The sequence below is a fragment of the Bradyrhizobium sp. 6(2017) genome, assembly GCF_011058295.2.
GTDB lineage: Bacteria > Pseudomonadota > Alphaproteobacteria > Rhizobiales > Xanthobacteraceae > Bradyrhizobium > Bradyrhizobium septentrionale.
This window is the reverse complement of record NZ_CP049289.2, coordinates 3,626,978-3,646,576: the sequence shown is the minus strand read 5'-3', so window position 1 is coordinate 3,646,576 and position 19,599 is coordinate 3,626,978. Positions and strand designations below refer to the sequence as shown.

General features: G+C 61.3%; 14 protein-coding genes. 4 read left to right on the top strand and 10 right to left on the bottom strand.

The features are described from left to right. Positions 1-20 precede the first annotated feature (20 nt). Positions 21-932: a dTDP-4-dehydrorhamnose reductase gene (rfbD, locus tag G6P99_RS16965; protein ID WP_029082370.1), complete on the bottom strand. Its 912-nt coding sequence runs from the start codon at positions 930-932 to the stop codon at positions 21-23. Then, positions 932-1,486: a dTDP-4-dehydrorhamnose 3,5-epimerase gene (rfbC, locus tag G6P99_RS16960; protein WP_029082371.1), complete on the bottom strand. Its 555-nt coding sequence runs from the start codon at positions 1,484-1,486 to the stop codon at positions 932-934. The genes rfbD and rfbC overlap by 1 nt, the downstream gene beginning before the upstream one ends. 109 nt (positions 1,487-1,595) lie before the next feature. Between rfbC and rfbA the strand changes: the two genes are divergently transcribed. The 3 genes from rfbA to G6P99_RS16945 all read left to right on the top strand — a co-directional run bounded on the left by rfbA (position 1,596) and on the right by G6P99_RS16945 (position 4,345). After that, positions 1,596-2,507, top strand: coding sequence for a glucose-1-phosphate thymidylyltransferase RfbA (rfbA, locus tag G6P99_RS16955; RefSeq protein WP_029082372.1), 912 nt, complete (start codon positions 1,596-1,598; stop codon positions 2,505-2,507). Then, positions 2,497-3,564, top strand: a complete 1,068-nt coding sequence (gene rfbB, locus G6P99_RS16950; protein WP_029082373.1) for a dTDP-glucose 4,6-dehydratase — start codon at positions 2,497-2,499, stop codon at positions 3,562-3,564. Before rfbA ends, rfbB begins: the two co-directional genes overlap by 11 nt. A 115-nt stretch (positions 3,565-3,679) precedes the next feature. Further along, positions 3,680-4,345, top strand: coding sequence for a hypothetical protein (locus tag G6P99_RS16945; protein ID WP_245284742.1), 666 nt, complete (start codon positions 3,680-3,682; stop codon positions 4,343-4,345). A 346-nt stretch (positions 4,346-4,691) separates the two neighbouring features. On the opposite strand, the gene G6P99_RS16940 is transcribed toward G6P99_RS16945, so the two are convergent. Next, entirely contained in the window at positions 4,692-5,921 is a 1,230-nt protein-coding gene (locus tag G6P99_RS16940; protein WP_029082375.1) for a glycosyltransferase family 92 protein, read from the bottom strand. A gap of 242 nt (positions 5,922-6,163) precedes the next feature. Here G6P99_RS16940 and G6P99_RS16935 point away from each other — a divergent pair, with 242 nt between their 5' ends. Then, positions 6,164-7,360, top strand: a complete 1,197-nt coding sequence (locus G6P99_RS16935; protein WP_051346462.1) for a hypothetical protein — start codon at positions 6,164-6,166, stop codon at positions 7,358-7,360. Between the two features lie 113 nt (positions 7,361-7,473). Here the strand turns inward: G6P99_RS16935 and G6P99_RS16930 are convergent, their stop codons facing one another. The 7 genes from G6P99_RS16930 to G6P99_RS16900 form a co-directional block, all read right to left on the bottom strand. Beyond that, a complete protein-coding gene (locus G6P99_RS16930) occupies positions 7,474-8,397 on the bottom strand; it encodes a glycosyltransferase family 2 protein (protein ID WP_029082377.1) in 924 nt (307 codons plus the stop codon). Positions 8,398-8,405: 8 nt separating this feature from the next. After that, on the bottom strand, positions 8,406-10,613 hold the full coding sequence (locus G6P99_RS16925) for a glycoside hydrolase family 99-like domain-containing protein (protein ID WP_029082378.1): 2,208 nt from the start codon (positions 10,611-10,613) through the stop codon (positions 8,406-8,408). Positions 10,614-10,949: 336 nt separating this feature from the next. Beyond that, positions 10,950-12,986 carry an SEL1-like repeat protein gene (locus tag G6P99_RS16920; RefSeq protein WP_029082379.1) on the bottom strand — a complete coding sequence of 679 codons (2,037 nt, stop codon included), beginning with the start codon at positions 12,984-12,986 and terminating at the stop codon, positions 10,950-10,952. Further along, positions 12,983-14,329, bottom strand: a complete 1,347-nt coding sequence (locus G6P99_RS16915) for an HlyD family type I secretion periplasmic adaptor subunit (protein ID WP_029082380.1) — start codon at positions 14,327-14,329, stop codon at positions 12,983-12,985. Before G6P99_RS16915 ends, G6P99_RS16920 begins: the two co-directional genes overlap by 4 nt. Beyond that, positions 14,319-16,553: a peptidase domain-containing ABC transporter gene (locus tag G6P99_RS16910; protein ID WP_029082381.1), complete on the bottom strand. Its 2,235-nt coding sequence runs from the start codon at positions 16,551-16,553 to the stop codon at positions 14,319-14,321. The genes G6P99_RS16915 and G6P99_RS16910 overlap by 11 nt, the downstream gene beginning before the upstream one ends. Positions 16,554-16,750: 197 nt before the next feature. Beyond that, entirely contained in the window at positions 16,751-17,362 is a 612-nt protein-coding gene (locus G6P99_RS16905) for a class I SAM-dependent methyltransferase (RefSeq protein ID WP_029082382.1), read from the bottom strand. 342 nt (positions 17,363-17,704) lie between these two features. Further along, positions 17,705-19,420, bottom strand: coding sequence for a calcium-binding protein (locus G6P99_RS16900; protein ID WP_165128765.1), 1,716 nt, complete (start codon positions 19,418-19,420; stop codon positions 17,705-17,707). Between the last annotated feature and the right edge of the window lie 179 nt (positions 19,421-19,599).

The window sequence follows — 19,599 nt, the reverse complement described above, 5'->3', positions numbered from 1 at the left end:
CCACGTCGCGCGAAGACGCGCTAGGCGTGGGCCGGCGCGCCGAGCTGGACAAATGCATCGAGTTCAGGTGCGAGCGCTTCCTGCCAGGTCGGCATCGTCACCCCGAACTGCGCCTTCAGCCGCGACAGATCCAGCCGCGAATTGCCCGGGCGCACCGCTTTGGTCGGGAAATCGGCCGTGGCGATCGGAACGACGTTCTCGACAGCCAGCGTGACGCCACGTGATTTCAGTCCGTCAACGATCGCACGCGCAAAACCGTGCCAGCTGGTTTCGCCGGCGCAAACAAGATTGACGACGCCGCCCCGGCGCACGAGCTGATCGTGCAACGTGGTGACGTTCGGCAGCACGATGCCGGCAACCGCGCCGGCGATCGCGCGTGCCGTCGTCGGCGCACCGATCTGATCGGCCACGATCCGCAGCTCCTTACGCTCGCCGGCGAGCCGCGCGATGGTCCGCAGGAAATTCGTGCCCGTTGCGGCATAGACCCATGAGGTGCGCGCGATGAGATGCGCGCCGCCCGCCGCCTGGATCGCGACGTCGCCGGCAAGCTTGCTCGCGCCGTAGGCCGACAGCGGCTCGGTCGGGCTGTCCTCGCGCCACGGCCGGTCGCCCGAACCATTGAACACGTAGTCGGTGGAGAAATGCACCAGCGGCACGCGGTTCGCCGCAGCCCATTTGGCGATCGCTTCAGGTCCCTTCGCGTTGACCAGGAACGCCAGCTCGCGCTCGTCCTCGGCGCGGTCGACCGCGGTATAGGCCGCCGGATTGAAGATGAGATCGGGCTTCAGGCTTTCAAGCTGGCCCGCCAGCTTTTCCGGCTTCGACAGATCGAACTCCGCGGTCGGCGGCGCGATGACCGTGCCGTGTCCTTCCAGCAGCGGCTTGAGCGCACTGCCAACCTGGCCACGTGTTCCCGTCAACAAGATCCGCATCAGATTTGTCCGTAGGTCGGAAGATTGCTGGCGTCGGCCAACAGCGGTGCGTCGGCATCCTTGGCCGACAGCTGCGGCTTGTCGACGCCCCATTTGATCCCGATCGCGGGATCGTTCCACCGGATCGAGAGCTCGTCCTTGGGGCTGTAGAAATCGTCGCATTTGTAGAAGAAGTCGGCGGTTTCCGAGAGCACCACGAACCCATGGGCAAAACCGCGCGGCACCCACAATTGCCGGCGGTTCTCCTCGCTCAATTCGACCGCGACATGCTTGCCGAAATTCGGGCTGCCGAGGCGCACGTCGACGGCAACGTCCAGCACCTTGCCGCGCAGCACGGAGACGAGCTTGCCCTGGGTGACGGGGTTTTGCAGATGCAGCCCGCGCAGCACGCCATAGGCCGAGCGGGACATGTTGTCCTGCACGAAGGGCCGCGTGATGCCGTGCTCGACATAACGGGGGAACTGGTAGGTCTCCAGGAAGAAGCCGCGCTGGTCGCCGAACAGCTTCGGCTCGACGATCAGGACTTCGGGAAGTTCGGTCTTGATGACGTTCATTTAACAAGGGTTCCGATCTGCGCAGGCCCGAAATGTTAATTCGCTCTCATAACAAACTTGTGCGGCGCACGCTATATGTTATGTTTTGATAATCAAACTGTGAGGGACCATGAAGGGCATTATCCTCGCCGGTGGAACCGGCTCGCGCCTCTACCCCGTGACTACCGTCGTTTCCAAACAGCTGCTGCCGGTGTTCGACAAGCCGATGATCTACTATCCGCTGTCGACGCTGATGCTGGGCGGAATTCGCGACATTTTGATCATTTCGACGCCGCAAGACAAGCCGCTGTTCCAGCGCCTGCTCGGCGACGGCCACGAGATCGGCATCCGCTTCTCCTATGCGACGCAGGAGACCCCGCGGGGTCTGGCCGACGCCTTCATCGTCGGGCGCGACTTCATCGGCGATGACTCCGTCGCTCTTGTGTTAGGAGATAACATTTTCTACGGCCACGGCCTGCCGAGCATGCTGTCGGCCGCCTCGGTCCGCAAGAAGGGCGCCACCGTGTTCGGCTACGTCGTGAACGCGCCGGAGCAGTATGGCGTGGTGGAACTGGACAGCACCAACCGGGCGCTGTCGATCGAGGAGAAGCCGAAGCGGCCGAAATCCAACGTCGCCGTCACCGGCCTCTACTTCTACGACAATGACGTGGTCGACATCGCGGCCGGCATCAAGCCGTCGCCGCGCGGCGAGATCGAGATCACCGACGTGAACAAGGCCTATCTCGAGCGCGGCGACCTCTATGTCGAGGTGCTCGGCCGCGGTTTTGCCTGGCTCGACACCGGCACCCATTCCTCGCTGGTCGAGGCGAGCCACTTCGTCCAGATCCTGGAGCAGCGCCAGGGCTTGCGCATCGCCTGCCCCGAGGAAATCGCGCTGCGCCAGGGCTACATCTCGCTCGAAGCCTTCGCGAAGGTGGCACAGAAGACCGCCAAGAGCAGCTACGGCGAGTATCTGCTGTCGGTCTATCGCTCCTTCCAGGGCCAACCCCGCACTGCCGAGGTATTGAAACATGCGGTTTAAGGGATCGACGATTTTCGTCACCGGCGGAGCGGGTTTCATCGGCTCCGCCGTGGTCCGTCACCTGCTGCGAGACACCCACGCCCGCGTCGTCAACATCGACAAGCTGACCTATGCGGCAAACCTGGCATCGCTGCCCGGCTCAACCGAGAGCCTGAACTATACGTTCGAAAAGGCCTGCATCTGCGAGGCGCAGAACCTGCGCCGGCTGTTCGAAAAATATCAGCCCGACGCGGTGATGAACCTTGCCGCGGAAAGCCATGTCGACCGCTCGATCGACGGCCCCGGCGAATTCATCCAGACCAATATCGTCGGCACTTTCACGATCCTGCAGGAGACGCTGCGCCATTGGCGTACGCTTTCGCCCGAGAAGCGCGACCAGTTCCGCTTCCTGCATATCTCGACCGACGAGGTGTTCGGTTCGCTCGGCGACGAAGGCCTGTTTACCGAAACCACGGCCTATGCGCCGAACTCGCCCTATTCCGCCAGCAAGGCATCATCAGATCATCTGGTGCGCGCCTGGCACGAGACCTACGGGCTGCCGACCCTGGTGACCAACTGCTCCAACAATTACGGGCCCTATCACTTCCCGGAGAAGCTGATCCCGCACATGATCATCAAGGGGCTCGCCGGCGAGCCGCTGCCGGTCTATGGCGACGGTCAGAACATCCGCGACTGGCTGTTCGTCGAGGACCACGCCAAGGCGCTGACGCTGGTGCTGGAGCGCGGCGAGGTCGGCGAGACCTACAATGTCGGCGGCCGCAACGAGCGCACCAATCTGCACGTGGTCGAGAGCATCTGCGACCTGCTCGACGAGGTCGCGCCGGCTGCGGCAGGCCCGCGGCGTCAACTGATCAATTTCGTCAAAGACCGGCCTGGCCATGACCGCCGCTACGCCATCGACGCCACCAAGCTCGAAACCGAGCTCGGCTGGCGCGCCGAGGAGAATTTTGAAACCGGCATCGCCAAGACCGTGCGCTGGTATGTCGACGAGCAGCCATGGTGGCGCGCGATCCTGGAGCGCGGCTACAAGGTCGAGCGCGTCGGGCTGAACCAGTAGTCGCCGATCTCTCGCGAGCGCCCGGGTTCAAGGATGTGAACATCCGGCGCTTGCTCGAAATGCCAGAGGCGGTCTTGCGGAGGGACGTTGTCCAAGCAGGAAGCCGGGAAGCGCGATGACGATTCAACCTCATCGCCGTTTGACGAGCCACATCCGCCTTCCGCCAATGGTGGGCGCCACCCACCAGAGCAATCAAGAAACGACAGGATTCGCCATGAATGTCGCAATGGACGGTCAGGAACTGACACTGTTCAAGAGTTTCGTGGATATCTCGACGCGCTATCTGGAATTTGGCTCGGGAGGAAGCACCTGGCTGGCCTGCCAAACCAAGAAGGAGTGGGTCATCTCCATTGATTCCTCCGAGGAATGGCTCTCCAACGTCGGCGACGCCACAAAAGGCGCAAGCACCAAACCGCTGCTGCTGCACGTCGATATCGGCAAGCTGCGCGAATGGGGTCATCCGGCGGACCGGGAGCGAGAGAGCTCGTGGCCCGACTATCACGAACTCGTCTGGGAGCGTCCGGAAAGCAGGACTGCCGACCTGTATTTCATCGATGGCCGGTTTCGCGTGGCCTGCTTCGTGCAGTGCGTGCTTCACGCCGCACCGGGCGCCTTCATTGCAATTCATGACTTCGAGAACCGCCCCCACTACCATCCGGTGCGGACGGTCGCCCGGGAAATCGCGCGTGCCAACAACATGTCGATCTTCCAGAGGCCGCCGAGGATCGACGTCGACGCCGCGCAAGCGCTGCTGCAGAAATACCGGCTGGAGCCCCTGTAGCCGACCGCTGCGATCAGGGATCGCTGCAAGCACCCCACGATTTATCGGGGCGCTCGCCTGCCGCCCTCTACCAGGCGAGCGGGGCTAACGTATTTGGAAAATCCTGTGCGCCGCGTCTTTGCGGCCATCCTTCGCGACGCCGCCCATGGCAGGCACCTCCAGCGACAAAGGCAAAACCTTTGCGCGGGGATGAGGCGTTGTTTTTGTGGCAGAGCTGTAGACCCTCATGGCGAGGAGCGCCGCTTGCGGCGCGTCTCGAGCCACGAGGCCAGACGCTTGCACGGTCGCCGAAGGGACGCCTGGGCGATAGCCCTCCCCCAGCGAGGAACATCGCTGTTCCCCAGATTCAGCTCGGGATCAGTTTCTTCAGCTCCGGAAGAAATCGTTGAATCGTTGCGTCTTCAACGTCATTGCGATCGCGCAAGGTGAAGAACTCCATCGCGCGGATCTTTTCAGGATCACCATCGGCCAACGGCCTGCCGCGCTCGCGCTTCTTCAGCAATTGCTGCCTCGACTTCGTGTAGTAGTGATTAATCACGAGCTTGTTCCGCTTTGGAGCGGTAATGCGCCCGCCGATCGGAAACACAGGCGTGCCGTCTTCCTGGACGTAGCAACCCAAAATCAGGGATTGATGGGGATGCAGGTAGGCCACGATCGTGTCGGGCCTCAGGATCGACTTCATGATGAAATGATCCGGGAAGTCGTCCGGCGCCCGACGCGTGAAGGACTCGATGCACAAGCCGGCCGGCCTCGCGTCGTGACCGTTCGATCCGAAATTCAACCACTGCACCGCCACGGCCGGCGCCGGCCCGACCTCCGCCAGGACGTCCTTGATGTTGCCGGCCTCGGTCGGAAACAGATACTCATCCGCATCAATGAAGGCGCACCATTCCGAACAATTGCGATAGCTGTCGATCGCATGCGAGAATGCGCGCATCTGACCGAATTCCCCTGCGACGAAATGATACGTGATCATTTCGGGCCACGGGAAGGACTCGATGACGGCATGCGTATTATCGGTGCTGCCGTTGTCGTAAAGGTAGAAGTGATCGACCCCTACCAGTTTGTGGAAGTGCAGCCATTCCAGCAGATCGTCGCCCTCATTCTTGATGGCGCACACCACTGCGAGGCCGTGCTTCTTGCGATCGATCCCGGCATAGAGCTTCCTCGCCTCCATCACGCGCAGGAGGCCGGCAAACTCTCGCCGCAGATTTTCACTTTTCGGGGCTGCAGCGAGCGCGGAAAGATAGACGTCCTGCGCTTCGGAGGCGGCTCCCATGTTGAGATCCGCGATCGCGAGGCGATGCAACACCCGCGAGTCGGACGGCAGCTGCTTGACGAGGTCGAGAAGGATACCGCGCGCTCCGGCGAAATCACATGCCTGCACAAGCGCCGCCGCCTTTGCAAACTGGAATTCCCTGTAATCACCGAACTGCTGCTCCAACTGCTTGACCGATTGGATCAGTTCGTCGGGATTCGGATTTGCGATCCGCCCGGAAAAGAATTCTCTAAGCCTTGTCTCGATCTCACTTGCTGGAAGCGTATCGAGATTCACGCCTGAGCTGAAACTAGACAATGCTGGAATTTCCATGTCCAACCTGCGCCGCTCCCCACGAGATCAACAAGCAATTAACATTGGCTCGCACCACGAATTCCCTACTAACGCACTTATTTTGCGAGATTAAGGCTATAACACGAAGTGCTCACACTTAACTGTTGTAAGGTTATTTCGAGGAAAATCAATACAATAGAGCAGAGAGGCTTGGTGTCGTTTGCACGAAAATCGTGTCACGGGACGGGAACGATCGGAGATCGCCAATGGACAATAGGAACGAAGCAGCTCGGAAGCCGTTCGCGCTCACGCGAAGGATGTTTTTAACATCACTATCCGCAAGCTTCCTGCCCGGCGCGCTCAGCGTCTTGGGTTCCGGGCAGTCTGCCGCGGCCCCGGTCCCTCACAGGCCGCTCGTGGGCGCAATTCGATGGGACGCCTGGTATTCACCGGGCTCGCAACCAACCGAGGCCGTCAAGCAATCGCTCGCCCCTGAAAGATATCGTTGGCGGACTCCCTTCTTCGGGACGCAGGTGAACCGCGCGCCCAACACGCTTGATTTCCCGACCTCGATCGAGAACGAGATGGATAAGGAGATCGACCAGGCGATTTTTGCCGGACTGGATTATTGGGCATTTGCCGCCTACGGGGCCAACCATCCGATGTCGAAAGCCCTTTACGAGTTCAGGGCACGTCCCAAGGCCGCCAATCTCCGATACTGCATGTTCACCGAGCTCGGCCGGTGGGGATCGCTGGCCAAGCTGTCCTCGCTCCCCCACGAGCACATCGGCCTGATGGCGGACAAGAACTATCTGAAGGTGGAGAACGATCGGCCGCTCTACTTCCTGGGCTTCATCAAGGGTGCAGATGTGCAGCGAAGCTGGGGAGGTGTGGAAGGCCTCCGGAGCCAGTTGAGCAAGTTCAAATCCGACGCGAACGGAGCTGGTCTCGCGGATCCCTACATCGTGCTGGCAGGAGACATGAAATTCCTGAGCCAGGAGGCCGCCAATGTGGGCGCCGACGCAGTCGGGTCGTATGCGCTGACAACCGGCAACGGCCGGGGAAGCTTTGCCGATCTCGCGAAATATGCCGAAAAAGGCTGGAATGATCTGGCCGCCAGCCAGCTCCCCGTTGTGCCCACGGTGATGACGGGATGGGACAGGCGCCCTCGCATCGAACACCCCGTGCCCTGGGAGACAAAGCAGCGTCCCGGCGACGGGATCACCAATTTCTATACAGCTCCGACCAAGAAGGAATTGGCTGGCCATCTGGCGCAATCGATCAGCTGGGTGAACAGCCGCGCACCCGATCGCCGGGCGCCCGCAGTACTGATCTATGCCTGGAACGAAAATGACGAGGGTGGCTGGCTGGTCCCCACCATGCCTTGTCAAACCGATCGCCTCGAAGCGCTACGCGAAGTGTTGAAAGCGACTGCGCAGTCGTCGTCCAAGAACCTGTGTTAGATCGCCTTGGCGCGAACCGCGTGCCGGCATCCGTGAAGCAGGTGCGCCGAACCTGAAGCCCCGCTCCGTTCCGATTCGATCGGAACGGACAGCGCCGGCCTTACGCGCCTTGATCAGCGCCAGCGAAGCGGCCTGGTCCGATCGTTCGACTCCACGGTCCGATGCTCCAGATGATACGGCGCGTAGATCTGCTTCACCCAATAATTGAAATTGGGATGCAGCTTCACGAAGTCATAGAATGAATCGCCGAAATTCGACGGACTGAGGCAGGTCTTGTTCTGAGGCCTCGACGCGATCGCATTCAGACAATACGACTCCATGCAGGCCTTGGTCTCGCTCTCCGCCACCTTGCTCAGACTTCGGAAACTGTTGGTTGAATGAAGCCGATACAGATAGCGGTCGGTCTCAAGGTAGGTCGGCTCGACTTTCGTTACGGCGCGCAGGGCGAAGTCCCAGTCGTGGCAGTATTTGAGATCGGCGAGCCAGCCGACCTGCCGCAACAGCTCGCGGCTGAAGACAAAGTTTCCGGTTGAGGCCGCGATCTGGGAATCCAGGAACGTCCATGACAATGGCGTGCTGGCAATTTGAGCGCGGTCGATTGCATAGCGCAGGCGTGTCGGAAACTGATAGTTGGCGATCGACTTGCCGTGTTCATCGATCGGCTCGACCGCCGAGAAGCCGAAAAACAGCCGCTCCTTGCCACACTTGTCCGCGAACTGTCGAACCCGATCCCTGGAAAAGGCGTCGTCCGAGTTCAAAAGGAAAATCAGGTCGCCGCCGGTCAGCGACAATGCTCTGTTCCAGGTGTAGTGGGCGCCCAGATTTTGCGGGTTCTTGAGCAGCTTGCAGGAAACAAAGCGCTTCCCAAACGACTTCTTCTTGATGACCTTCTGCGCGACCTCAAAGCTCTTGTCCGGCGAATTGTCGTCCACGATGACGAGTTCGAGGTCGGCAAAGGTCTGTTGATAGACAGTCTCGAGGCATTCCTCGAGGTACTGTTCGTGCTTGTAGCAGGCGATGACGACACTTGCGAGCATAGCCGGCCTCAACGTCTCACGATGATCGAGTGACGCGACCTCACGAGGAGACTGGCTCCGTCGCCGACCTCCAGGACCGCGAGTTGATACTCACCATCCGCCAGATCCCGAATCGAGAAGGACACCTGAAAACCGAAATAGGAGTCCTTGCTTTCGGCCTTCATGTATTCCTTCACGTCGACGCGCTCGTGCCAGTCAACGATCAGACAGTACCCGCTGTTCGCTGCATTCTCCGCGGCAAGCGACGACAGGACCAGGAAGCCCGTTCTTTGCCTGCTTGCTTCGAAAGCAGTGCCCGCACAGATCCATCCGCGCACCACTATCTCGTATCGCGGATCGGCGATCACCCGCTCGCTCGTTTGGGAGTTGATGTTTTCAATGACCAGCAACGAGCCCACCGGACCATCGGACGCGCCTTCTGCCTCGACCGGGACGCCGCTTCTGATACGCTGCACCCCCGACTGACCGAGACCCGATCGATGCAGGTTTGCCAGCACCTCGACATGCGCGGATGATTCCTTCACCGCCCATTCGAGCTCCTGCCTGCTCAGGCAATCCAGAAGGTCCGGAGTATTTCGAATCTGGGCCGAAATAGGCTCCGCCGAAGCGACCCGCCGCACGACCTCCAGAAACGCGCGTCCATAGCGCGAGTCCGGCTCGAGATGAGCGCCCTCCGCCCACTCGTTCCAGGAATTGATGAAGACCAATGACTCGGTAAAGCTGTTGCCCTTCGCCCGCAGGGTCGCGTCGCGAAGCCAGACCTCGAACGCCTCCGGGCTCGACCTGGTAAAGACGTGACCGCGCGCGCCCTTGCGCGGCGTATTGTCCCAGCGCGGCATCACGGCGGGAAAAAACGGGAAATCGTAGCTCTTGCCGAGAGACGACCGCATGGCGTCGACATAGTCGTACACCTTTCCGGCGAAGGTCGCCGGTGCGTGGACGTCGGTCGGCGGCACCTCCCTCGTCGAGACCGTGTGCGGCGGAAATTCGATTGCGGCATCACAATTGACGTCTCGCGGGTCGAACTCTCCGAACGTCATCGCGTTGCAGATCAGAAGCTCACCGATCCCGAGCTCTCTGGCTCGCTTGCGCCAGATCTCGAACAAGTGCTGCTTGTCCGGCAACAATGACGGCCGGTAGATGACGATGATCTTTCGACCATCGACGGTTATGTAGCGCTCATCGAGCAGCAGATCGGCCATGTCGTCGATAAAGCGAACATCATCGTCCAGCGAGTGATTCTGCCCCAGCAGCAGTTCGGCATCCGAACCGTCCCACCGGCGGGACCAGTTCTCGTTTGCCCAGCAGATGCAGAACGGCAGGTTCGGCTCTCCGTCCTCAAGCATGAGCTGGAGCGGCTTTTCCAACAGCCTCCGACCCTGGAACCAGTAGACGTAGTAGCAGAACCCGTCGACGCCGTATTTGCGCGCCAGGTCACCCTGCTGACGGCGCGTTTCCGGCAGCCGGACATCATAGAAGCCGAGATCAGCCGGCAGCCATGGCGATTCGTGCGTGGGGAATTGCGCGCGCATGCGCGCGACGTTGGTCCACTCGGTGAACCCCGGTCCCCACCACCGGTCATTTTCTTCAAATGAATGGAATTGCGGCAGGTAAAAACAAATGTAGCGCACCTCCTTGCTGGTGCCCTCCGCAAGTCCGGTAACGACCCTGCCGTCGTTGTTCGGAAACAGGAGATCGTCGTAGTCTTCGGTCGAGAAGCCGAGCGCAACAACTACCTCGCTTGGCGCGAAGTTTTCGAACAGGGGTATCTCGTAGTACTCGCCGTCGTTCAGGCTGACGCGGAGATAGATCTGCGCATGCTTGGGTTCGACCAGCGCGTTTCTCAGCGCGCGTGCGAGGCGGCGGCGCACGCCGCGCGTCGATAGATTGATCCGAAATCCGGGACGCCCGATCGCGCTCTGCTTGCCGATGCTGGCCGGCGCCGGTCGGCCTGTCCGTCCCTCTTCGACACAATGCGAAGCGACAAAGAGCGCGATCGAGACGGTCGAAGCAGGCGATTGAGCGTCCACAATCCAACCGGAAATCGCCCGCCCAGAATACTCGAGGATAGCGCCGCGCAATCTTGGTCCGGATTGAAGATCGCTTACATCCGGATCCAGGAACACGCTCTGCGAATGATCGTCCTGCTGAACCGGACTGGCAACGGGCTGCATGTCCCTTGTGTCCCTGACGCTCCGTTCAACAATCTTGTTCATTGCCACTCAATCTCCTGCCAACGTTTAACGTTGGTCCCAGTTCTTTCTCGGTGAACCAAAAGTTCGATTCCGAGATCACGTTGTTATTCAAGCACACCCAAGATCGATGACCTCCCGGTGCTATCGGTCATCTTCACACAACCAATGATACATGGAAGGTTTGCTCCGCGACCGCAACATTAACGCAATCTCTCTGTCGTCGATATGAAAGTCATCGTTCGTCTTGCCCAGATTGTCATCCAGACGTGCCTGCTTCCGTGCCTTCGCGCCCAACAACAAAGCCGCCGATCGTCTCTGCTTTAGCTGCGCACGACGAGAGGCACGCATCCAGCAACATCAGCCGACGCTCTCGCCCATCGCCTGCAGGCGGCGCAGCGCCCCTTCGTTGTTCCGCTGTGCCGCTTGTCGATACCAGCGCAGCGCAGAATCGCGGTCCTGCGCGACGCCGCTGCCGGCGCGCAGCGCATCGCCAAGCGCGAGCTGGGCTTCCACCATGCCCTGCTCCGCAGCTGCCTTGAACCATTCGGCCGCCTTCGCCGGATCGGCCTCGCAGCCCTGTCCGCGCCCCAGCATCGCGGCAAGGTTGTATTGCGCCGTCGCATGGCCCTGGCGCGCCGCCGCCTCGTACCACCTGACGCCCTGGGCAAGATCCTGCTCGACGCTCTGCCCGGTGCAATACATCACCGCAAGCTTGAACTGCGCTGCGGCGTTGCCGCCTTCGGCAGCCTTGACGATCCAGCTTGTGGCGGCCTGCGGATCCTTGAGGCTGCTCTTGGGATCGGAATACAGGAGCGCCAGGCTGTGCTGGGCCTCGACATGGCCGGCACTTGCCGCACGCTTGAACCATTGGGCGGCCGCCGGTAGATCGACGGGACCACCTGATCTCCCCATGTGAAGCCCGCCCAGCTGGAATGCCGCGGCGGAGTGACCGACCTCAGCGGCGTCGGTCAGCAGCGTGCGTGCCTGCGCAAGACGCGCTTCGGATGGGTCATCCTGGATCAGAAACACGGCATAGGCCGTCTTCGCATCGGCGTCGCCGCCGTTGGCCGCCTTGCTAAGCCATTCGGCTGCCCGCGCCTGGTCGCGCGGCACGCCGTTACCCGCCGAGTAGAGCCGGCCGAGCTGCACGCCCGCGGCGCTGATGCCGCCCTCGGAGGCGCGCTCGAACCACTTGATCGCGGTCGCGGCGTCGCGCGTCACGCCGTTGCCGTTGAGGTAGAACACCGCGATGTTGTGGGCCGCCGTGGCATGGCCGTTCTCGGCCGCGCGTTCGAACCACTTCGCGGCCTGGCGAATGCTGGGCGCAACGCCGGTGCCGGTGGCATAGAAGCGCCCGGTAAAGAACTGCGCCTGCGCGTCGCCGCGCTCTGCCGCCTTCTCGTACCAATACGCCGCCTCGCGCAGATCCGGTTCCGCAGCAGTGCCGAGCGCATAGAATTCAGCCAGCGCCTGGATCGCCGGCAGGTAATCCTTCCGTGCCGCCTTGCGCAACGCGGTCTCGGCCTTGTCGAGATCCTTGACGGTCCCTTTGCCGCTCAGCCGCAGCAGCGCGATGTTGTAGAGCGCGATCGTATCGTCGTGGGCGGCCGCACTCTGGAACAGCCGCGCGGCCTCTTCAGCGTTCGCGGGGAGGCCGGTGCCCTTGAGGCTCATGAACGCGAGCGCAACCTGTGCGCGGACATGCCCCTGCTCCGCAGCTTTCTGATACCAGGCCGCGGCCTGCGCGAAATCAACCGGAACGCCGCGCCCTTGATAATGCACGTCACCGAGTGCGAATTGACCTGACGCCGCGTTCTGCTCGGCCGCGGCCTGGTACCAACGCAGGGCAGTCGCGTGATCCCGCGCGCAGCCTTGCCCGTTGGCGTACATGTCACCAAGGATCGCTTGCGCCTCCGCCTTGCCGGCTTCTGCCGCCACCGACATCCAGAGGAAGGCGATGTCGAGATCCCTCGGTACGCCGGTCCCGTTCGGGAACACCAGATCGTGGACGCTGGCGGCCTTGTCACCCAGACGCGCCGCAGTGGACTGCCGCCACATCTCGGGCCTGTTCGGTCCGACGGCAGCCTGGACGCCGTGGAAGTAGATCAAGCCAAGCTGGAATTGCGCATCGGTATGTCCGCTCAGGGCGGCGCGGTCATACCACGCGACCGCGTCCGGAAGGCTGCCGATAACACCCTCGTTCTTCGCATAGAGCAGTCCGATCCGGTAATCCGCCTCCGGATTGCCCGCTTCCGACGCAAGCCTCCAAAGGCGGAACGCCTCGAGATATTGCCGGTTCTCGTAAGCCGCCAATCCCCGTTCAAACGGCTGTGACTCTGAACGGGACGAACCGGATCGGAACAACTCAAGCAGGGATCGCGCCGATACCGTCATGGCTCACGCATAGCTTCTTTGGCACTGCGCAGCATGCCGCCGAGCAGATACATCGCCACCGAGCGGGTGCCGACATTGACATCGCCCTGCAGCGTCATGCCGGGGATGAGGCGGAAGTTCTTCGGAACATCCTTGAAGTTGGTCTCGTCGACCGAGCACCGCGCCTTGTAGAAGGCATCGACGGCCTTTCCGTCATCATCGGTCGTGAAGGCACCTTCGCTGATCCAGCGAATCTTGCCTTGCGCCGTACCGTGCTCGGCCGCGTTGAAGGCATCGACCTTCATCGTGCAGGGGTCGTTCGGCCGAACGAAGCCGACATCGCGCGACAGGATCTGGATCTCGGCCTCGAGCCGCGTCCTCAGCGGCATCAGCGTGATGAAGGGATCGCCCGGCTTCAGCACGGATCCGACCGAGAGCTTGGCGAGCGTCAGCACGACCGATGGCTCTGCCGCCGTCCACCGCACGAGGTCCTGGTGCTTGGTGGCCTTGTCAAAGGATGCGCGGGCCGTGTCCAGGCTGTTGCGCGTCGTGACCAGATCCTGGCTCAGCTGCGCGTTCCACTGCTCGATGAAGGCCTTGCGGTCCGCCTTCAGCGAGTCCAGCTGGTGTTGCGCTTCCAGCAAGGTGTTGTGCGTATTGTCGATCTGACGCAACAACTCCAGGCGGGTATCCTGCGATAGATAAAGGTTGAGCTTGGATCCGCTGCCGCTTTCGGCAAGCGTCGAGCGCATGTCCTCGATCTTGCTGGCGATCTCGGCGCGTTGACCATACCGCTCGTCGTCCTTTCTCGCCTTCTGGATCGTCGCTTCGGTCTGACTGATCTTGGAATCGTAGCTCGTCACCTGCGCGTTGTACTGGGCAACGCGCTGGTCGTAGAGCGCCTTTTGCAAGGCGTTGTACTTGGTGGCCTCCGGATCCTTGGTCCCACCAAATGACAACGGTTTTCCGGACAGTTCGGCCTCATCGCGGGCCACCTGCGCGTCAAGGCTCGCAACCTGCGACTTGTACTGCGTGACGTCGGCCGCGGTGAAGGTCGAATCGAGGGTCGCAAGCAGCTGCCCCTTCTCAACCTGCTGACCGTCCCGAACATCGATCGTCTTGATGATCGACGCGTCGAGCGCCTGCAGCACGTTGATCGAATCGACGGGAACGATCCTGCCGCCCACGCTCGTGATCACCCGATCGAGGCGCGTGAGGCACATGATCGCCACAAGCGATACCAGGAACGCCGACAGCACGAAAAGCGTCGCGCGGGCCAGTAGCGGCTCGGCGGCCTCGCGGATCGCGTCGGTCTCGGACTGGAACTGGCGAACGGTCGCGAGCGAAGCTTGGTTAGGAGACAAGGGTCGGGCTCCTGAAGTTCTTGTCGCTGCGGCCCGTCGGAACAAGGTGTGTATTCTGCTGGTACCAGAGCGAGCTATAGATGTCGTTTCGTTCCAGAAGTTCATCATGACGTCCGATATCGTTGACCACGCCGCGATTGAGCACGAGGATCGCATCGGCCTTGGTCAGCGACGACAGGCGGTGCGAGATGATGATCAGCGTGCGGCCATGCGCAATCCGCGAAATGTTCGCGTTCACGATGGTCTCGCTCTCCGCATCGAGCGCGCTGGTCGCTTCGTCCAGGATCAGGATCGGAGGATTGACGATCAGGGCACGCGCGATCGCAAGCCGCTGACGCTGGCCGCCGGAGAGATTGGTGGAACCCTCGTAGATATAGGTCTCGTAGCCTCGCGGCAGCTTGTCGATGAATTCCTCGGCGCCGGCCATTCGTGCCGCCCTGACAACGTCGTCGAAGGTCGCATCCGGCTTTGCGGCGGAAATATTCTCGCGGATGGTGCCGCTGAACAGGAAGTTCTCCTGCAGCACGACGCCCACATTGCGCCGGAGATGATCGACATCGTATTCGCGGACATCGATACCGTCGACCTTGATCAGACCGCCATAGTCGGAGTGCAGGCGCTGCAACAGCCGGGTGATCGTGGTCTTGCCCGAGCCGCTCTTGCCCATCACGCCGAGCGTGGTGCCGAGGGGAATCTCGAAGGAGACATTGTTCAGCGCCGGCGACACCGCGCCCTTGTACTTGAATGTGACACCGGAGAACTCGATCAAACCCTTCAGCGGGTCCCTCACGCCATGGCCGGAACGTCCCTCTTCCGCCGGCTGATTCACCAGCCTGCCGACGATCGTGACTGCGGTGCGCGCCTCGTCATACTGGTTGATGAGCTGAGCCATCTGCATCAGCGGGCCGGCAACACGTTGCGACAGCATCAAAAAGGCAAACAGCGCCCCGACATAGACCGGATCGCCGCTGCTTACCGCCAGGTAGACACCGAACGCATAGGGAGCACTCACCGCCAGCCGTTCGAGGGGACGCACCAGCGTCTGAATCGCAGTTCCGGTCAAGCCTTCCGCAAGACGCGCCTTGGCGACGCGCGCCACCAGCACATCCCACATGTGCCGCTGCCGCGTATCAAGCGCCAGCGACTTGATGGTCCTCATGCCGTTCAGGCTCTGGATCAGAAACGCGCCCTGCGCGCCCTCAGCCGCCAAAGTTGCCGAGGACTTCTTCCGGTAGGCCGGCAGCATCAGGACGAGCCAGGTAACGATCGCTCCAGCAAAAGCCAGAACCATCAGCGTCATGATCGGGCTGAAGAAGAACATGACGGGCAGGAAGAAAAAGAGCGTCGTCGAATCGAGAACAGTCCCGAACAATTGCCCGGTCAGAAAGCCACGAATCCGGAACACTTCGCGGATGTCCCGGGAAATCAGGCCGACAGGGTTCTGTTCGAAGTAATCGATCGGCAGATTGAGGACCTTCTCGAACACGTAAGTCGACAGCTTGACGTCAATGCGTGCCGTCAGGCGCTGCACCAGATACTGCCGCAGGAACGTGAATGCCGCCTCGAACAGGATGACGACGAACATCGCAACACACAGCACGTAGAACGTGTTGTAGGCCTTGTAGAAAATGACCTTGTCCGAGAGCAGCCGCCAGAACATGATCGGCGCCAGGCCCATAAAGCCCAGGATCAGCGCCGCGATCGCGACGTCGCGCAGGATGCGCCGTTCGCGAAACAGCAAGGCGACGACAAAACCCAAGCTGAACGGCTGGGTCTCGTCGGAAATCTCGTAATCGCGTTTGGCCATGACGACATCGCCCGACCAGATGTCCTCAAAACGCGGCTGATCGATCACGAGCAGGGCATCCTCGCTCGCGTTGGGATCCCGCAACACCACCCGGGTGCTGTTCTCATCGCCCTCAAGGCGCAGCAACACCATGTGGCTGCCGTCGCGCAGGCGAACGATTGCCGGCAGCGCCCGCTTGAGGTGGCTCAGGCCCTTCCAGTCCAGCTTGACGGCCTTTGCCGTCATGCCCGACGAATTCGCGCACTTCAGGAGCTCGGGGAGCGTGACTTCCTGATCGCGCAGGAGATTGTCATGGATGAGCTGGGACGTGGTGAGGTGCAAACCATGCTGTCTTGCAACGATGACGAGACATGCGAGGCCGGTGGGTGGCAGGTCGTCCACCGAAGCAGCGCCGACGAGCGAGAGGTGTGTGGTCATGGATGCCTCGAAGTTTCGACTGCGCAGATCCGGTTCTCAGCGAACTATAACTTATCATTGTTAGTTCGCTAACGCAGCATTTTCAGCAAGCCAGCCAAAAATATATGTATCGAGAAGGTTTGAGAAGCCTGTCCCGACATTGCTGCGGATCGGGTTTAACCACGGAATCTTATAACATTGTTTAACATCGACAACCGTCAGGCGGCGCTGACGGTCTCCCGGAAGTCGAACCCGCAGGCCTCCAGGAGCGGCCGGATCCGCCCATCATCGGCTTCCGGCATCAGCGCCAATGCGCAGATCTCGAAATTCCCGCTGCGCACGGAGACGGTCGGAAACCCGGCGCTGAGCAGCAGGTTCCCCATCCGGTCGGTCGAAAAGCCGGTCTTGTGCGCCATATGATGACGCCCCTGCTCGATTGCGCCGGAATGTCCGTAGATCATGTCCAATGGCCGGATCGGACCGGCCGCCGAGACATAGGCGATCGCACCGAGACCTTGAGTCAGCATGTGCTGGGCCACTGCCTCGAGATCGGGCGACATGATCAGCGCGAATCCGTCCGGCTTGAGGACCTCGCGGAACTGGACAAAGGTCGGGTGAATCTCATGGGCATAGAGGTGCTCCATCAGGTGGGAACACCAGATCGCGTCGAACGAGGCCGGCGGGAACAGTTCGGAGAGATCGGTGATCGATCCGACGATGTCCGGATCCACGTCTGCGTCGACATCCAATCGAATCTCTTCCCACTCAGGCGATGTCAGGAGCGGCTGGATCCGCTTGGCAACCGTCAATCCAGCACCGGCATTCAGCATCTTCTTCTTGGCCAATTCGAGAGCTCCACGCGTTGGTCCGTTAAGCGGCTGATTTCTACAGCGATCGCTTATCTTGACTGATGTTACCAAGGCCGTGGAAAGCTATTGGCCACAGTTCCATCGGGTCAAGCAAGCTTCCCGGCTTTACAAAAGCTACGTGGTCCGAATGTGACAAAGTAACTTCTAACATCCGTCGACGGGAAATGCCTGGCGCGGGACTTGTAATGGAGATCAGCCATTCGAGCGGGTCGATCGACAAAGCTCAGCATGTTCGGATGCAAAAGAAAGGCGCCGCCTCGGCCAGGTTGAGGCACCGTCGTCGTTTGGTGCAGACCCAGGATCTTACAGCTTGGTCCAGTGACCATCGTTGAAGATCAGGTATTCGATGTTGCTGATTTGGGTCACCTGGCCATTGCTGAAGGTGATGTCCAGAGAGCCGTTCGATCCGGAGCTGATGTCGGTCACGTCGGTCGAGGCGTGATCGAGGAAGGTCAGCGAGTCCCTGCTGCCCCCACCGCCGTCGATGCTGTCGCTGCTGGTGGCGTTCTTCAGGTAGAAGTAGTCCTGACCACTGCCGCCAACCATCGAAGCCGTACCGGTGGCGGAGCCGACGAACGAGTCATTGCCGTTGCCGCCGATCAGCGTCTGCGTGCCCGAACCGGCGACCAGCGTGTCGCTGCCGGAGCCGCCATACAGCGTGTCGTTGCCCGCGCCGCCGTAGAGCGAATCGTTGCCATCGCCGGCATAGAGCGAGGTCGCATGCGACGCGTCGCTGCCGGAGTAAAGCACGTCCTTGCCGTCGCCACCGTACTCCGCGACAGTCCTGGCGCCGCCGACCAGGAGGTCGTTGCCGGCACCGCCGTAGAGCGTGTCGGCACCCGCACCGCCATACACCGAGTCGCTGCCGGTACCACCGTCGAGAAGCGAACCATGCGATGCATCCGAGTGCGAGTAGAGCGCGTCGTTACCGCGGCCACCATACCCCGCAACAGTCCCGGCAGCGCCGATCAGCAGGTCGTCGCCGGCACCGCCGTCCAGCGTGTCGGAACCGATATTGGCAGGATTATACCCTGCACCGGCAACCAGCGTGTCGTCGCCCGCACCGCCATCGAGCAACGTGCCGAGCCCATAACCGGCGCCTGACTTGAGAACGTCGTTACCGCTGCCACCGTACTCCGCAACAGTGCTGACGCCGCCCTGCAGCAAGTCGTCGCCGGCGCCGCCATCCAGCGTGTCGGCGACGCCACTGGCACCGCCCTCCAGCGTGTCGTTGCCGTCACCGCCCGACAGCATCGAACCGCGCCCCGCAAACAGGTCCGCGTAGAGTATGTCGTCGCCGGCGCCACCGTAGAGCTGACAGCTGTCCATGCCGGCAACCAGCGTGTCATTGCCCGCGCCGCCGTCGAGAATCTCGTTGCCGAAACCTGCGCTCAACCAGTCGTCACCGGCGCCACCAAACAGTTGATCGTTGCCCCAGCCACCGAACAGCACATCGTTGCCGGTACCGCCGTAAAGCGTACTGGAAATGCTCGTATCGAACACCGGGCCGCCGGACAGCAGCGTGTCGTCGCCGCTACCGCCAAACAGTTGCGCTGAGCTACCGCCCCAAAGCCAGTCGTTGCCGGCGCCACCGTCCATCGTTTCGTGACCCACGCCACCGCCGTACACCGTGTCGTTGCCGGCACCGACGAGGACCGTCGTCCCGCGGTTGTTGTTGAAGGTGACAACGTCGTTGCCGGCGCCGGTCGCGACCAGCACCGGGGCGGCGCCGTTCACCGTCAGCGTCACGTCGCTCTTGGTGGCTTCGATGATCGCCTTCAGCTTGGCGTCAAGCTTGATCGTATTGTTCGCGTTGGTTTCGATCAGGACATTGGCGTCCGGATCCGGGTTGCTGATCCCGGCGCCCTCCTGGACCGGGATCGTGGTGCCGTCATCCGGCGAGGTGTACCCGATCCCCGCCGTGATCAGATAGTCGAGGATCTGTTGCCGGGTTGCGTGATCGATCGTGGAGCCGATCGCTGCCTTGAGCCCCGTCTGGTTCAGGTTTTGCGTCACCATCGATGGAGCCCCTGCTTGAACGCGCTACATCATCGCTAAGCAAACGCTTAAATTATCTCGATGACTCACAATTGGAGCAGGCTGCAACACTCCGAGATTATCAGACAGCATTTCAGAACACCACCTGCAATCGCAAAAAAGCGCCGCCTCAACCAGGGTTGAGGCGGCGCCTTCGTTTA

Excerpts from the sequence above, each read along its gene's own strand:
- rfbD (WP_029082370.1), bottom strand. The coding sequence starts at position 932 with ATGCGGATCTTGTTGACGGGAACACGTGGCCAGGTTGGCAGTGCGCTC.
- rfbC (WP_029082371.1), bottom strand. The coding sequence starts at position 1,486 with ATGAACGTCATCAAGACCGAACTTCCCGAAGTCCTGATCGTCGAGCCG.
- rfbA (WP_029082372.1), top strand. The coding sequence starts at position 1,596 with ATGAAGGGCATTATCCTCGCCGGTGGAACCGGCTCGCGCCTCTACCCC.
- rfbB (WP_029082373.1), top strand. The coding sequence starts at position 2,497 with ATGCGGTTTAAGGGATCGACGATTTTCGTCACCGGCGGAGCGGGTTTC.
- G6P99_RS16945 (WP_245284742.1), top strand. The coding sequence starts at position 3,680 with ATGACGATTCAACCTCATCGCCGTTTGACGAGCCACATCCGCCTTCCG.
- G6P99_RS16935 (WP_051346462.1), top strand. The coding sequence starts at position 6,164 with ATGGACAATAGGAACGAAGCAGCTCGGAAGCCGTTCGCGCTCACGCGA.
- G6P99_RS16930 (WP_029082377.1), bottom strand. The coding sequence starts at position 8,397 with ATGCTCGCAAGTGTCGTCATCGCCTGCTACAAGCACGAACAGTACCTC.
- G6P99_RS16925 (WP_029082378.1), bottom strand. The coding sequence starts at position 10,613 with ATGAACAAGATTGTTGAACGGAGCGTCAGGGACACAAGGGACATGCAG.
- G6P99_RS16920 (WP_029082379.1), bottom strand. The coding sequence starts at position 12,986 with ATGACGGTATCGGCGCGATCCCTGCTTGAGTTGTTCCGATCCGGTTCG.
- G6P99_RS16910 (WP_029082381.1), bottom strand. The coding sequence starts at position 16,553 with ATGACCACACACCTCTCGCTCGTCGGCGCTGCTTCGGTGGACGACCTG.
- G6P99_RS16905 (WP_029082382.1), bottom strand. The coding sequence starts at position 17,362 with ATGCTGAATGCCGGTGCTGGATTGACGGTTGCCAAGCGGATCCAGCCG.
- G6P99_RS16900 (WP_165128765.1), bottom strand. The coding sequence starts at position 19,420 with ATGGTGACGCAAAACCTGAACCAGACGGGGCTCAAGGCAGCGATCGGC.